The sequence below is a fragment of the Pseudomonas sp. NFACC39-1 genome (genome assembly GCF_900110355.1).
Classification (GTDB): domain Bacteria; phylum Pseudomonadota; class Gammaproteobacteria; order Pseudomonadales; family Pseudomonadaceae; genus Aquipseudomonas; species Aquipseudomonas tehranensis.
In genome coordinates, this window is sequence record NZ_FODL01000009.1 from 1 (window position 1) to 14,206 (window position 14,206).

Here is a 14,206-nt window from a genome sequence, read left to right on the forward strand (position 1 = left end):
GATGTTGGATGTGCCTGCGTCATCGCGAGCAGGCTCGCTCCCACAGGTTTTGTGTCGTTTGCAGATGCTGTGAATGTTCGCAACCCCATGTGGGAGCGAGCCTGCTCGCGATAGCGGTGGTTCAGGCACACCTACCCCAAGCGCTTTTCCCCTTCAATCGCACTGGCCAGAAAACTCTCGATCAGCGAATCAAGTAACCCATCATCAAAAATCATGCTGCGATGGCGTAACGGGGAATACACCGAACATTGCAGCTCGCCGGTCAGGCTGTAGTCCTTGATCAAGGCTTCACAGAAGGCCAATTCCTCCGGGGTTTTTTCCGCCTGCGTCCACCAGCAGCTCGGGCGGACTCGTACCGGCTTGAAGGTGAATCCGTCAAACGCTTCCAGCAAACGATCATGCACCGAGAACGCCTGAGCGTTCATGACTTCATCCTTGATGCTCTGCACGGTCGCCAGCAAGTCGCCTCGCCCCGGCTCGATCTGGCTGGCGGCCCATTCATGGAATGCCTTGACCGTGCTCTCGGGGTGTTCACGCCGATAAGCCGCCGTGCGTTCCGTGAGGGTCGGAAACAGCAGATCGAAGTATTCGATGGCTTCAATCAGGTCTTGGGAGGCCGGGTCGGCTTTTTCCAGGCCTGGCAGATGCCGATGACGCGGCAACGCTGCGGGATACAGATGCTCTGGAACCGTGCTGTCCACCAGGCCGAGAAAACTCACGGTGTGGCCCTGGCTTTCCAGCGTCGCCGCGATGTCCAGCGCAATGGCGCCGCCCAACGACCAGCCCATCAGGTAATAGGGACCTTGCGGCTGGGCCTTGACGATTTCCTGGCTGTAATCGGCGATCATCTCGCGCCAGGCTTCAGGCCCGGCATGTGGCTCGCTGAAGCCGCGGTGCATGACACCAACGGTGCGCGCCCGCTGTTGGAGTTTGCGTGCCAGCGGCTGGTAACAGAACACGATGCCGCCGCTGGGGTGCAGGCAAAATAGCTGCGGTGCGCTGGCCGGTGCGTTGTTCAGTTCGACCAGGCATTGGGTCTGTTCCCGATGTTTTTGCGAAATGAACAGGGCCAGCTCGGCGACGCTCGGGTTGGCCAGCAACTCTTGCAGCCGCACGCTGATATTCAGGCGTGCCTTGAGGTTGGCAATCAGTTCGATCGCCAGGATCGAATGCCCGCCCAGTTCAAAGAAGCTGTCGTTGATACCCACGCGTTCAACCTTGAGGGACTGTTGCCAGAGCTGTGCCAGGGCTTCTTCCAGCTGAGTGCGAGGCGCCAGGTAATGGGAATGCCAAAGACCGGCGTCGGGTTCCGGCAAGGCCTTGCGGTCGAGCTTGCCATTGGCATTGAGCGGGAAGTGATCGATGAACAGCAGGTGGCTGGGCACCATGTAGTCCGGCAACTGCGCTTTGAGTGCGCTCAACATGCCTTCGCGTAACTCGGCCGTGGCCGGTTGCGCGGCAATCACGTAGGCGACCAGTTGCAGGCCGCCTGGGCCTTCATGCGTCAACACGACTCCATCTTGCACCGCCGGCAGCGTTTGCAGGCGCGCCTGGATTTCCCCCAGCTCGATGCGAAACCCGCGAATCTTGACCTGATGATCCAGGCGTCCGATGTACTCGATGCTGCCGTCGGTGCGGTAGCGGGCCAGGTCCCCGGTGCGATAGAGGCGGCCACCCGGCAGCGGGTCGAACGGGTCGGGGATGAAGCGGGTGGCGGTCAGGTCGGCACGTCGGTGATAGCCGCGGGCCAGGCCGGCACGGCCGACGTATAGCTCGCCGATGCAACCCTTGGGCACCGGGTTCAGATGAGCGTCGAGCAAATACCAGGACAGGTCGACGATGGGTTCGCCGATGGGGCTTGCGGCCTCGCTGTGCAAGTCACTCATCGACAACGGCCGCCAGGTGACATGCACGGTCGTTTCCGTGATGCCATACATATTGATCAGTTGCGGCGTCTGGTCGCCGAAGCGTTCGAACCAGGGGCGAAGACTCTGTACATCGATCGCTTCGCCGCCAAAAATCACTTGTCGTAGCCGGTGGGCAAGAGGCTGCCCAGGCTCGCAGGCGACCTGCAGCAACGCCTTGAACGCCGAAGGTGTCTGGTTGAGCACCGTGACGTTTTCCTGGCAAAGCAGGGCATGGAAATCCTGCGGCGAACGGCTCACGGCGTGGGGCACGATGACCAATCGGCCGCCGTGCAGCAGAGCGCCGAAGATCTCCCACACGGAAAAGTCAAAGGCATAGGAGTGAAACAGGCACCACACATCCTGATGATCGAAGCTGAACCAGTGGTCCGTGGCCTGGAACAATCGGCTGACGTTGTGGTGCGCCAGCAACGCGCCTTTGGGCCGGCCGGTCGAGCCTGAGGTGTAAATCACGTAGGCCAGGTTGTCCGGGTCCATCGGCACATTCGGATTGTGCTCGGGGTAGGCGCCATCGGCATCGACCGAATCCAGCAACAGACAGCTTATGCCAGCGGGCAGCGCCAGCGATTCTCGCAGATGAGCCTGGGTCAGGATCTGCGTGACGCCGCTGTCCGCAATCATGTAGGCCAGGCGGTCGGTCGGGTAGGCCGGGTCCAGCGGCACGTAGGCGCCCCCGGCCTTGAGAATCGCCAGCAGGCCGATGATCATCTGTGGCGTACGCTCGACGGCGATGCCGACCAGCACATCGGGCCCGACGCCTTGCTCGATCAGCCGATGGGCCAGTTGGTTGGCCTGTCGGTTGAGTTCGGCATAGCTCATGTGCTGCCCTTCAAAGGTCAGGGCGATGGCCTCACCCGTGGCGGCGGCATGGCTTTCGATCACCGGGTGCAGGCACTGTCCTCGGTGCAGCCGGGTTGGCTGGCGGTTCCAGTCGTTCAGGGTTTTCTGGTGTTCATCAGCGTTGAGCAATTGCAGTTCGCCGAGGGCGCGTTCAGGCGTCTCGATCAGGCTCTGCAACAGGTGTTGCCAGTGTTCGGCCATGCGCTCGATGGTTTGCGCGCGATAGAGATCACGGCTGTATTCGAAGGTCGCCCGTATCTGCTGCTGTGAATAATCGACATCCAGCGACAAGTCGAACTTGGCCTGGTTGTCACCGGTACTGAGAAACTCCAGCGTCAGTTGACCCAGGCTTGGCGCCGACGGTGAGGACGAGCCGGTGCGCCAGTTGAACAAGACCTGGAACAGCGCACTGGCGCCCTGTGCACCCGGACGTTGCAACTGATCAAGGATCAGTTCCAGGGGGTAGTCGGCATGTTCCAGCGCGGCGAGGGACTGCGCGCGCAGGTCCCGGAGGAAATCCAGCGCGCTGCGGGTCGAGTCGATCCGCGTCCGATACACCTGGCTGCTGACGAAAAATCCCACCAGCTCCTGGCTGTCATGGCTGTTGCGGTTGGCGTTCGGAACGCCGACGGTGAAGTCGTTCTGGTTGCTGTAGCGGCCCAGCAACAGTTGCCAGGCACCCAGCGCGACCACGAAAGGCGTAAGCCCCTGGCGTTGGCAGAACGCATCCAGGGCTTGGGCCAGCGCAGGTGCAAGCGCCACCTGCACGCGTCCGGCCACAGGTTGCTGGCCTGCGACGCGGGGCAAGTCTTGAGGAAGTTCCAGCGTGGGCAGGTCGTGGCCCAGGTACTGACGCCAGTATTCGCCACTGCGCTGGCAGGCCGTGCTTTGCACATACTCGTCTCGCTGGTGGGTCGCGTAATCGGCGTATTGCATGGGCAGCGGCGGCAGTGGCGACGAATCGCCGAGCACGGCCCGGGCATAGGCCTGGGTCATGTCGTGCATGAGGATTGTGTTGGACCAGGCGTCGGAGACGATGTGATGCATATTGAGCAACAGCACCTGTTCATCGCTGCCCAGCCTGAGAAGTGTTGCTCGCATCAGCGGCGCGCGGGTGAGGTCGAACGGATGTCGGGCGTGCTGCTCGATGCGTTGCGCGAGCGCCACGGCACGGGCCTGTTGGTCGAGCGCGCCGAGGTCCTCGCGGTGCAGGCTCAGGCAGGCGTTGCGCTCCACCACCTGGACCGCTGCACCGTCGAGGTCATTGAACGCGGTGCGCAGAATGTCGTGTCGGTCGATGACGCGATTGAGTGCCTGCTCCAGGGCGTCGGCATCAAGGTCGCCCGTCAGGCGCAGGGCGCGCGGCAGGTTATAGGCCGAGCGGCTCGGGTCGCGCTGTTGCTCCAGCCACAAGCGCTGCTGGGCGAAGGACAAAGGTGCGCGGTCCGGCCGGCTGCGGCTGGAGCGGGCTTGCATGTCGTCGGCGTCCTCCTCCAGCAGCAAAGTCAGCAGGTCATCATCTAGCAATGGGTTCATGGTGTTCTCGCGGCAAATAGCAGGGCGTCAGGCAGGTTCAGGCAAAGGCTGCGGGGGCTTTTTCACTTATGACCTGACCGGCCTGCATCCGGACCAGTTGATCGGCGATGTCGAAATAGCGGTCGTCGTGGGAAATGACGATGATGGTTTTGCCCAACGCCTTGAGCTCCGGCAGCAGTTCGGTATAGAAAACCCGTCGGAACACCGGGTCCTGGTCGGCGGCCCATTCATCGAACACCAGCACTGGGCGCTCCTCAAGCCAGGCGTTGAGCAACGCCAAGCGTTTGCGTTGGCCGGTGGACAGATCGGTGGTGCTGAAGACCCCGTCGTGAATGCTGACCTTATGGGCGATTTCCAAGCGTTGCAGGTAGCGGTTGGCGTCTTCAGGCACTTGTTGATCGCCTTGGACCAGTTCATCGAACAGGTAGTAGTCGGCGAAAATCGTCGTAAACAATTGGCGATAATCGTCGCGGCCTGCAGCCACTACCGGCTTGCCATCCAGGAGGATTTCGCCGCCTTGGGGCGAGTAAAGGCCCAGCAGCAGTTTGATCAGCGTGGTCTTGCCGCCACCGTTCTCGCCGACAATGAACACAATCTCGCCCTGGGCGATGGACAGGTTGACCGGTCCGAGGGCGAACGGTTGGCCGCCAGCGACCGCCGGGAAGGCGTAGTGCACGTCACGCAGTTCAAGCTGTTGGATCGTCGGCTTGGGGACGCTCTTGTCGTTGAGCAACAGGTGCGGCTCCGGCGAAGAAAATTGCTCGGCCAGTTCGGCGATGCGCTTGAAGGCGATGTTTGCCCGGCTGATCACCGGCAAGGTCATCACCAGATATTCCAGCGGCCCCTTCATGTACAACAACACCAGCACAAAACCGCTGAGCACCGCTTTGTCAGTGCCCAGCCACAGCGATTGCAGGGCCAGGACCAGGCCGATGACCACGAAAAACAGCATCGAGCCGAAGGTCTTGGCAATCACGAACGTGTTGACCGAGCGGATGTTGGTGTCGCAGATCTGGTCGGCGGTGGCTTCGATACGCTGGCTGAACATGCGCTGGCGGCGTGGGCGATGGATGCGCAATTCCTTGGCGCCGGCGGCGATTGCGCTGTAGTGCTTTTGCAAGGCGTCTTCGGCCTCGCGGGCCGCTTCGAAACCGCGGATACCGCGGGCCCGTGCCACGTATTGGATGACAGTGCCGATCACCAGCGCCACCAGCAACAGCGCAAACATCGGCAATGACAGGTAGGCCAAATAGCCCAGGCAACCGAGGGTGACGGTGAAGGCGATGGCCAGCGGTGCGAAGGAAAACGCAAAGTTGCTGACCATGTTGACGTCGTGGGTCAGTATCGGGATGAGCCGATGACTGCGAAAACGTTCGATCTGCTCGATGGGCGCCAGCAGGACTTTCTGGCCGAGGGATTTGCGCAGACTGGCGATGATGTTCTGGCCGACGTGGTTGGTGCCGATGTCCGACAGAATCGACGTCAGCAGCGCCGCCGCGCAAAGCCCGGCGAAGGTTGCGAGTACTTGGGGTGTGGGCCCGGCATCGGCGTTCAGTGCGTCGTTGATGGTTGCCAGCAGGGCAGTGATGCTCAGGCCGCCAAGCATGCCCAAGAGAATGGAGCCCACGACAATCAGCCGGAAGGGTTTGAGCAGGATGAACAGTTCATTGATCACCCCGCGTGTTGGTTGGCTCATGGAGGTTTCCCTGCTTGATGAAAAGGGCGAAGGCCATCGCGGGTGGTCGCCGGGAGGGCTTTAGGGCGCAGGCGCGCCTGTCTGTAAGACGGTTGATGTGGGAGGGGATTTAACGGCGAATGGCCTGAGGAACACCGTTTGTGGCGAGGGGATTTATCCCCGCTGGGCTGCGAAGCAGCCCCAATGAATATTGCCTGGGTATTCCTGACTGATCTGTGTTGCCTGTTTGGGGGCTGCTTCGCAGCCCAGCGGGGATAAATCCCCTCGCCACAAGGTATTTGGGTGGGCCTGCCGATTTACATATCCCGCGCCACCCGAAAGCCGATCCAGTCTCCACGCACACGGGGCACCAGCGCGTTGCGGTTGCCGGAGCGGGAGAAAACCGGGGCTTCACCCCAATCGTTGCCGCGGATGCGCTGGTACTCGCACTTGCCGGTCAGCCAGGCGCTGCCGTCACTGGGTGCGCCGGCGTAGTTTTCGTTGTAGCAATCGGCCGTCCACTCGTAGACGTTGCCGTGCATGTCGTACACCCCGAATGCATTGGGCGGATAAGTGCCGGCCGGTGCCGTGAAGTTGTAACCATCGGCCGCGCCGTAGGTGTTGGCGTGTTGGGCGATGCTGTATTGCTTGCCTTCATCGAACGGGAAGGGGAACGGCCCCGTGGTGCCGCCGCGTGCCGCGTATTCGCGCAGGGATTCACTGACCAGCCGGTATTGTTTGCCGGTTTTTTTCGACAGCCACGCCACGTAGGCGTTGGCCTCTTCGAAGTTCATGCACACCGCTGGATGCCGGTCGGTGTATTGCTTGCGCGGGTCGCTGCCTTGGTAATCAGGAATCCCGGCCTTGCACGCGCGACCAGGACGTTTATCGCCGTCGGGCATCTGATAGTCGGTGTCACGCAGGTAGGCGAACCATTCGCCCTTGAGCACCTGAAATCGACTGATCGCCAGCGGTTTGGCGAAGGTCACCGGGTGCATCGGGCCTTCGTCGGGCTCGCGTCCCACTTCATCTTCCGGGGTGCCCATCTGAAAGGTGCCGGTGGGCAGCACGACCATTTCCGGGCAGTCCTTGCAGTCGCGAAAGACCTGGCCCGGTTGCGACGCCTGGGCACCGGAGGGCAGCAGGGCGGCGAGGGCCAGTGCCGGGAATAGCTTCAAGGAAAAACTGTTCATCCATCTCTCTCGATAGTCAGGTTCAGAGTGTCTTGCCCAGCAAGCCCATGAAGTGATCGATCTCGGCTTCGGTGTTGAGCAGGCCCAGCGCGGTTCGAATGACAGGCCCGGCGTCGCGATGCACGGCGTCGGCAATCACCCGGTTCTGCATCAGGTAACTGGCGATCTCGTCGCTCTCGCGCCCCTTGACCCGGAAGAAGGTGAAACCGGCCGACACGTCCGGGCTCATGGGCGTGACCAGCTCGATCTGCGGCAACGCCAGCAGCTGTTTTTTCAAGTAGGTATTGAGCGCGTGAATGCGCGCCTGTACCTCGGCCTTGCCCAATTGCAAGTGCAGCTTGAACGCCTCGTCCGCCGCCCAGCGATGCTCGAAGGCGTGGTAGCCGCCGGGTGTCATGGTGGTGGAAAACGTCGTGGCTTCGGAAAAGGTCGGGATGATCGGCGTGACGTACTTGAGCTCTTCGCTGCGGCTGCACACCAGGCCGGTGCCCCGTGGGCCGAACATCCATTTGTGGGTGCCGGCGATGAAGAAGTCGCAATTCATCGCTGGGAAGCTCAGGTCTTCAACACCGAAGCCGTGCACGCCGTCCACCACGTAGATGATGCGTTGCGCATCGCTGCGGCCCCGATTGTGCTTGTCCACCAGCGCGCCGATCTTGTCGATCGGCAGCTTCACGCCGCTGCCCGAATGCACCCAGGTCATGCCCAGTACGCGGGTTTGCGGGCGGATGTTGCGGTCGATGGCGCTCAGGATTTCATCGTGGCTGGCGTTGTGGGCGTTCTCGAACAGTTTGATCTTGCGCACCCGGGTGCCATCCCGTTGGTTGCGCAAATCAAGGATGGTGTGGGTGGCGTAATGTTCGTGGGCGGTGCTGAGGATTTCCTGGTCGGCTGCCACATGAACGCCGCCGTAGATCATCGCCAGGCCCTCGGTGGTGCTGCCGGTGAGGGCTATCTGCGCAGGGTTTGCTTGCAGATAACGGCCGGCCCATGTCCGTACGTTTTCTTCGCGCTCCTCGGTGACACCCAGGTCCCAGTCCATCAGCAATCCCGGGTTTTTATCCAGGGCGGCGCGGTGTTTTTCGATGGCCTCGCGTACCGGGCGCGGGTGGGTGGTGACCAGGAAATTGGAGAAGTGCAGGTAGTCCGGGTCTTGGTTGAACAACGAGCGCAACTGCGCCCATTTGTCTCGGGGCAGCGGCGGCAGCGGATCGGCGATAGCGGTGCCAGGCAGGCTGGTGGCCAGCGGCAAGCCGGCGGCGAGGATCCCGGCCTGCTTCAGGAAGGTACGGCGTTCGTTCATGGTTGGCCGGCCTTCTGGTTCGAAGCTACGGCGGGACGAGCGGCTTGCTGGACCTGATCCCAGACCCGCAGAAAGTTGCCGCCCCACAGTTTGGCGATGTCCGCTTCGGAATAACCTCGGGTCAGCAGTTCGGCGGTGACGTTGCGAATATCGCCCACGTCCTCCCAGCCTTTGACGCCGCCGCCTTCGTTGAAGTCCGAACTGATGCCGACATGGTCGATGCCGATCTTGCGCACGGTGTAATCGATGGCGTCGCCCAGGTCCTTGAGGCTGGCCTTGGGTTCCTCCTCCAGAATACCGTAGAGCTGGCCGGCGTATTCACCGAATTTCTGTTCCGGCCACGCGGCGATGATCGGATCGCCCGGCATCAGCGCCATGGCGAGGTTGGGCAGCGGTGGCAGGTCGAAACGTTGGCGCAGGTCGTTGAGTTTGTCCTGGGTTTTTTGCGTCAGCGGGCGCAGGTATTGGGAGAAACCGACGACTTGCACCACGCCGCCGCTGGCCTTGATCAGCTGCATTTCCTTGTCGCTGAGGTTGCGCGGGATATCCACCATGGCCCGGGGTGCGGAATGGGAGGCTACCAAGGGCGTGCGGCTCAGTTGCGCAACTTGCTCCAGGGCCTGGGTCGACATCTGCGATACGTCGATGATCACGCCCAGGTCGTTCAGGCGCGTCACCGCTTGCTTGCCAATCTCCGACAGGCCGCCGAGGGCGTCAGGTGAATCGTTGAAGAACGGCAGTGGGCGCGAGGAGTCGGCCCAGTCGTTGTTGCCGATGTAGCTGAAGCCGAACATGCGCATGCCCCGCGCCGTCCACAGGTCCAGCAGGCTCAGGTCGTGGCCCAGGGGATAGGCGTTGAGCATGCTGATGAAAATCGCGAACTTGCCTTCGCCATGCAGGCGCCGAAAATCATCCGGGGTGTAGGCGATGGCGACCTGGTTGGGAAAGTCGCGGACCATGCCGGTGATGATCTTGTAGCGCACTTCCTGCTGATTGCGCGCTTCCTCGACGAAACCGGCGGTGGGCTTGTGCGGCGCATTGGGGCCGTTCCACAGCTCCGGCCAGCCGAAGATCGTCAGCGCCGCGCCGGACAGATGCCCGCGATTGGCTTTGACCAGGTCGAACTGGCCGCTGCCGTCCTTGTCGACTTCATTGCCGGCGGTGCCGAAATCCAGCGGTAGGCTGATGTGGCTGTCAAAGGAGAGCAGGCGCTCGTGCAGCTCGCGAGCTTCTTTCATCACCTTGACCGGGTAGCCGGGGTTGTCTCGCCACCAGTGGTCCCAGGCCGCGAGGCCGCCACCGACCATCAGTGCAAGGGCCAGGGGCACGCCGATGAAGAGAGCTTTTTTCGAACGTGGTGTTGTCATTGCCGATCTCAGTCAGGTTCGCTGCGGGGGGCTTTGCTATCTCGGAAGAACGAGTGATCGGGCAGGAAATTTAGGTGAGCCTGATGGCCCCATCGCGAGCAAGCTTTGCTCCCACAGTGGAATTCAGCGCGTTCCAGTGTGGGAGCGGGCTTGCTCGCGAAGGCGGCCTTGAACTCATTAAATTTTCATCGAATGTACGCACCTCTATTGTGGGAGCGAGCCTGCTCGCGATGACGCCCTCACAGCCTCTATAAATTTGTTGGCCCGCCCATCGTTCTAGCTTGGATAACGCCCGCCCCAGGGCCGAACACAGGTAAGGCAATGACGATTTCTCGACGATGGTTCATGGCGGGCCTGGCGCTGACCGGTGCCGCCGTGCCTGCGGTGTATTACGGGCATCGCGAACTGACCCGGCCGGACCCCACCATCACCCCCGGCGAGGCCTCATTCGATGTGGCCGACGTGGCAGGCCAGCGCCGGGCCGATACGCTGCGGGGGATCTGGACGATCCGTTTTTCAGGAAGCGACGCGGGCCTGGACGGTTTGCCCGGTGACGGTCTGCAAGTGTTCCTCGACATCGCCCACAAGGGCCGTGGCTTGGTGGGCTGCCTCGACACCGCTGAACGCCTGCGCGCCGGTGATGAACCGCGTTATCGAGTGCTGGGCGATTTGGCCGGAACCGATCCGAAACAACTGAGCTGGCGCCTGAGCGGTGCCCAGCATGGGGCACCGGACTACGAATTCATCATGACCCTGGACGAGGTCTGGGCCGGCTTCGGCAATGCCGGCACCGCCACCCTCAGCGGTCGCGTGTTGCGCCTGGATCGCCCGCTGACGCTGCCGGAACTCGACAATCAGTTCATCGCCCGCAAGCTGCCGTTCCCCGAAGCCCGGGAACGCACGCCGCTGAGCCCGCCGTTGCTGGCCTGGCTGGTGTCGCCGGAGCATCGGTTGTTCCATCAGCTTTGGCACGCCTCACGGGACAAATGGCACAGCCTGGACGAAGACAAGCGCAACGCCCTGCGCGGCATTGGCTGGCAGCCCGGTCCACGGGACCATGAACGTGACGCTCGCGGCAAGCGCAAGGATCGCAACGGCTCGGGCGTGGATTTCTTTTTCATGCACCGGCACATGCTCGGCACGGCCCGTTCGTTCCAGCCACTGCCGTCGTGGCCGCGCTTCCCGTTGCCGCAACCGGAGCTGGAGCGTGATCGGCTGGGCTTTGCCCGGTATTTCGATAACCACGATGGCACAGCTTTGCCGCCCACTTGGCTGGCCAGCGGCGACGAGCAGTACGCCCAATGGGTGAGTGATATCAAGACTGCCGAGACCTATCACAGCAATTTCCAGGTCTGGGAATCGCGCTACCGCGACCCGCGCTACCTGTCGAAACTGACCCTGGGTCAGTTCGGCTCGGAAGTGGAGCTGGGCCTGCACGACTGGCTGCACATGCGCTGGGCCTCGGTGCCCCGCGATCCTTCCAACGGCCACCCGGTGCCCTTCGCCCGCGACCCGGCCGACTTCGCCCAGCGCTGGTATGCGCCGGAAAACGACTTTCTGGGCGACCCGTTTTCCTCCCATGTGAACCCGGTGTTCTGGGCCTTCCATGGCTGGATCGACGACCGCCTCGAAGACTGGTTTCGGGCCCACGAACGTTTCCATCCGGGGGAAGTGAGCCGGCTTGAGGTCAACGGCGTGCCTTGGTTCGCCCCGGGCCGTTGGGTAGAAATCGCCGACCCCTGGCTGGGCCCGGACACCCACGGCTGCAGCACCACGCCGGGGTTGCAGCCCGGACGTTCGGTGGAGATGGACCCGGAAACCATGAAGCTGGCCCTGCGCATCACCTTCGGCAGCGACGACAAAAAACTCTCTGAACTGTTTCGTCGCGTGCCGCAACGGCCTTGGTATGCGCGTAATCTCAAGAGCAAGCCGGTGTAAAGCTTCGCTTCCCAAAGAAAACCAAAGCGAACGCAGTTGTGGCGAGGGAGCTTGCTCCCGCTGGGCTGCGAAGCAGTCCCAAAACCAGCCTCCTCAAAAACACCTGACCCACCGCGGTGCCGGCCATTGGGGCTGCTGCGCAGCCCAGCGGGAGCAAGCTCCCTCGCCACGGGTGTCACCCGGCTTGAGGATGTGCGTTTAACGCGGTGCGGCGATGTCCAGGGCGCGGTTTGCCAGCAGTTCTGCCAACTCGATCATTTGCTGGATGCCCAGCGCAAAATGGCGCCGCGAGCCTTCCAATTCAAAGGCTTGCTCGCTTGCCATGACGTTGACCGAAGCCAGGGTTTCGCTGAGGTTGGCCAGCAGGCATTCCATATCTGCTTCCTCCACTACGGTGAATAACTGACCGGGTGATGAGGTGGGTTTTGTGGGTTTCGGATCGAGATAGAAGGCGAGGGCGCGGTCGGCGGCTTCGTTGAGTTTTTTGGAATCGTTTTCGGGGGGATTGGGGGTGATCTTGAACATGGTGCAGCTCCTGATTATTCAAAGGGCGCTGCCAGACATCACTTGCAGATGATGGGTGGCAGCTATGCGCGGGTCTGCAAGACCGGGAAACCAGGAACCCGGCAGACCCGAAGGTCTCCCGCACACAGCCGCCATGAGTCGAACACAGATGTGTCGATTGGCTTGGGCTATGCGCCTGGTATTCGGCGGGCTTGCAGACCCGATCACTGATGAGCAGTGACGGGGAACAAGTTATCGGCAGGGGACCAAGCGCACAAGCCGACGGATTCTGGCGTAGTTGTAGGCAATGGCGCAAGGCGATGTAGCCTCGCTCGGACGTCCTACATTGCAGCCTCAACAGCACTGAAGCGAACGCAGTTGTGGCGAGGGAGCTTGCTCCCGCTGGGCTCTGTAGGAGCTGTCGAGTGCAACGAGGCTGCGATCTTTCCACTGCCAATTGAGTCCGAAGCCAAAGATCAAAAGATCGCAGCCTCGCTGCCGCTCGACAGCTCCTACAATTTAGCCTTACATCACCCGCCAACCCCCACCCAGCGCCTTGTACAACGCCACGCTCGCCTGCACCCGCGCCAATCGCAATTGCACGTTCATGTCCTGGGCGGCGTACAGCGTGCGTTGAGTTTCCAGCACGGTGAGCAGGTCTTCGGCACCGGCCTGATAACGGCGCTGGGCGATGTCGAATGCGCGCTGGGCCTGATGCAGTTCTTCGCTCTGCCACTGCCGCTGCTGGTCGAGCCCATGGATGCCGTTCAGGGCTTTTTCGACGTCGGCGAAGCCGTTGATGATGGCGGCGCGGTAGGTTTCCAGCAGCTCCTCCTGGCGGGCGGTGGCTTTGTCCCGTTCGGCCTTGAGGCGACCGTTGTTGAAGATCGGCGCGGTCAAACCTGCGGTGAGGTTGTAGACGTTGTTGCGCAGCAACTGCTCGGCGATGTCGGCGCCGGTCGCCAGACTCAGGCCCAGGGTCACGGAAGGCAGCATGGCCGCGCGGGCCACGCTGATGTCAGCCTGGGCGGCGGCGAGGCGCGCTTCGGCGGCGGCGATGTCCGGGCGGCGACTGAGCAGGTCGCTGGGCACCCCGGCGTCGATAGCGGGCCAGTGCAAACGGTCGAAATGTTCATCGTCGAGTGTGACCGACTGCACCGGTTGCCCCAGCAGCGCCGCCAGGGTGATCAAGGCTTCCCGGGCCTGCTGCTGCACTTGAGGCAACCTGCGTTGTTGCGCCGCCACCAGGCTTTTTTGCTGGGACAACTCCAGGGCCGTGGTACTGCCGGCGTCGTAGCGGGTCTGCACCAGGTCGAGTACACGTTGGGCGTTGTCCAGGTTCTGTTCGGCGATGCGCTGTTGCTCGCGCAGGGACAACGCCTGGGTGTAGCTGTTGGCGACGCCGCTGAGTAGGGTCAATTCCACGGTCGCCCGGTCGAACTGGCTGGCCGACAGGTTGCTCAGTGCGCTGTCCCGGGCCGCCCGTTTGCCGCCCCAGAAATCCAGTTCATAGGTGGCGCTGAGGTTGGCGTCGTAGTAGTCGATGGTGCGGTTGTTCCGGTCGACGTCCAGTTGGCTGTAGCCCTTGCCCCGCAACAATTCCTGGCGATTGCCATTGAGCCCGGCCTTGATTTCCGGCAGCAGCGGCGCGCCGGCGATCACCGCGCTGGCCTGGGCCTGACGAACCCGGGCCACGGCGGCTGCCAGATCGTGACTGTCCAGGCGCGCCTGTTCGATCAGTCGGTTCAACTGTGGGCTGCCGAACTGCGTCCACCATTGTTGGTTATCGGCGTGCGTGCTTGGCGTATTGAGGTTCTGCCAGGCCGGTGGCGGCTGGATGCCGCTGTCCGGCGCCGGCAGAGGGGTGCCGCAGGCCGCCAGTAACAGGCCGGCGGCGAAGAGGGTCAGGTGCGCTTTCATAGAGT

At 62.3% G+C, this 14,206-nt stretch carries 8 protein-coding genes; 1 reads left to right on the forward strand and 7 read right to left on the reverse strand.

The genetic code is table 11. From position 1 onward, the window contains the following. Window positions 1-131 precede the first annotated feature (131 nt). From BMY45_RS19210 to pvdM, 5 genes are all read right to left on the reverse strand, one after another. The gene (locus tag BMY45_RS19210; protein ID WP_092400308.1) at window positions 132-4,301 is read right to left on the reverse strand and encodes a non-ribosomal peptide synthetase; all 4,170 of its coding nucleotides are present in this window, start codon (window positions 4,299-4,301) and stop codon (window positions 132-134) included. A gap of 37 nt (window positions 4,302-4,338) precedes the next feature. Further along, window positions 4,339-5,997 carry a cyclic peptide export ABC transporter gene (locus tag BMY45_RS19215; protein ID WP_092400310.1) on the reverse strand — a complete coding sequence of 553 codons (1,659 nt, stop codon included), beginning with the start codon at window positions 5,995-5,997 and terminating at the stop codon, window positions 4,339-4,341. 296 nt (window positions 5,998-6,293) lie between these two features. Continuing rightward, complete coding sequence (locus BMY45_RS19220) at window positions 6,294-7,169, reverse strand: dihydropyoverdine dehydrogenase (RefSeq protein ID WP_092400312.1); 876 nt, start codon at window positions 7,167-7,169, stop codon at window positions 6,294-6,296. A 22-nt stretch (window positions 7,170-7,191) separates the two neighbouring features. Continuing rightward, window positions 7,192-8,472, reverse strand: coding sequence for a pyoverdine-tailoring periplasmic protein PvdN (locus BMY45_RS19225; protein WP_092400314.1), 1,281 nt, complete (start codon window positions 8,470-8,472; stop codon window positions 7,192-7,194). Next, on the reverse strand, window positions 8,469-9,839 hold the full coding sequence (gene pvdM, locus BMY45_RS19230; protein ID WP_092400316.1) for a pyoverdine-tailoring dipeptidase-like protein PvdM: 1,371 nt from the start codon (window positions 9,837-9,839) through the stop codon (window positions 8,469-8,471). The genes BMY45_RS19225 and pvdM overlap by 4 nt, the downstream gene beginning before the upstream one ends. Before the next feature lie 321 nt (window positions 9,840-10,160). Between pvdM and BMY45_RS19235 the strand changes: the two genes are divergently transcribed. After that, on the forward strand, window positions 10,161-11,777 hold the full coding sequence (locus tag BMY45_RS19235; RefSeq protein ID WP_092400318.1) for a pyoverdine maturation tyrosinase PvdP: 1,617 nt from the start codon (window positions 10,161-10,163) through the stop codon (window positions 11,775-11,777). Window positions 11,778-11,975: 198 nt separating this feature from the next. Here BMY45_RS19235 and BMY45_RS19240 read toward each other — a convergent pair whose 3' ends face one another. Together BMY45_RS19240 and BMY45_RS19245 are read right to left on the reverse strand one after the other, a co-directional pair. Then, the gene (locus BMY45_RS19240) at window positions 11,976-12,302 is read right to left on the reverse strand and encodes a DUF6124 family protein (RefSeq protein ID WP_092400320.1); all 327 of its coding nucleotides are present in this window, start codon (window positions 12,300-12,302) and stop codon (window positions 11,976-11,978) included. A 504-nt stretch (window positions 12,303-12,806) separates the two neighbouring features. Continuing rightward, entirely contained in the window at window positions 12,807-14,201 is a 1,395-nt protein-coding gene (locus BMY45_RS19245; RefSeq protein WP_092400322.1) for an efflux transporter outer membrane subunit, read from the reverse strand. Between the last annotated feature and the right edge of the window lie 5 nt (window positions 14,202-14,206).

Excerpts from the sequence above, each read along its gene's own strand:
- BMY45_RS19210 (WP_092400308.1), bottom strand. The coding sequence starts at position 4,301 with ATGAACCCATTGCTAGATGATGACCTGCTGACTTTGCTGCTGGAGGAG.
- BMY45_RS19215 (WP_092400310.1), bottom strand. The coding sequence starts at position 5,997 with ATGAGCCAACCAACACGCGGGGTGATCAATGAACTGTTCATCCTGCTC.
- BMY45_RS19220 (WP_092400312.1), bottom strand. The coding sequence starts at position 7,169 with ATGAACAGTTTTTCCTTGAAGCTATTCCCGGCACTGGCCCTCGCCGCC.
- BMY45_RS19225 (WP_092400314.1), bottom strand. The coding sequence starts at position 8,472 with ATGAACGAACGCCGTACCTTCCTGAAGCAGGCCGGGATCCTCGCCGCC.
- pvdM (WP_092400316.1), bottom strand. The coding sequence starts at position 9,839 with ATGACAACACCACGTTCGAAAAAAGCTCTCTTCATCGGCGTGCCCCTG.
- BMY45_RS19235 (WP_092400318.1), top strand. The coding sequence starts at position 10,161 with ATGACGATTTCTCGACGATGGTTCATGGCGGGCCTGGCGCTGACCGGT.
- BMY45_RS19240 (WP_092400320.1), bottom strand. The coding sequence starts at position 12,302 with ATGTTCAAGATCACCCCCAATCCCCCCGAAAACGATTCCAAAAAACTC.
- BMY45_RS19245 (WP_092400322.1), bottom strand. The coding sequence starts at position 14,201 with ATGAAAGCGCACCTGACCCTCTTCGCCGCCGGCCTGTTACTGGCGGCC.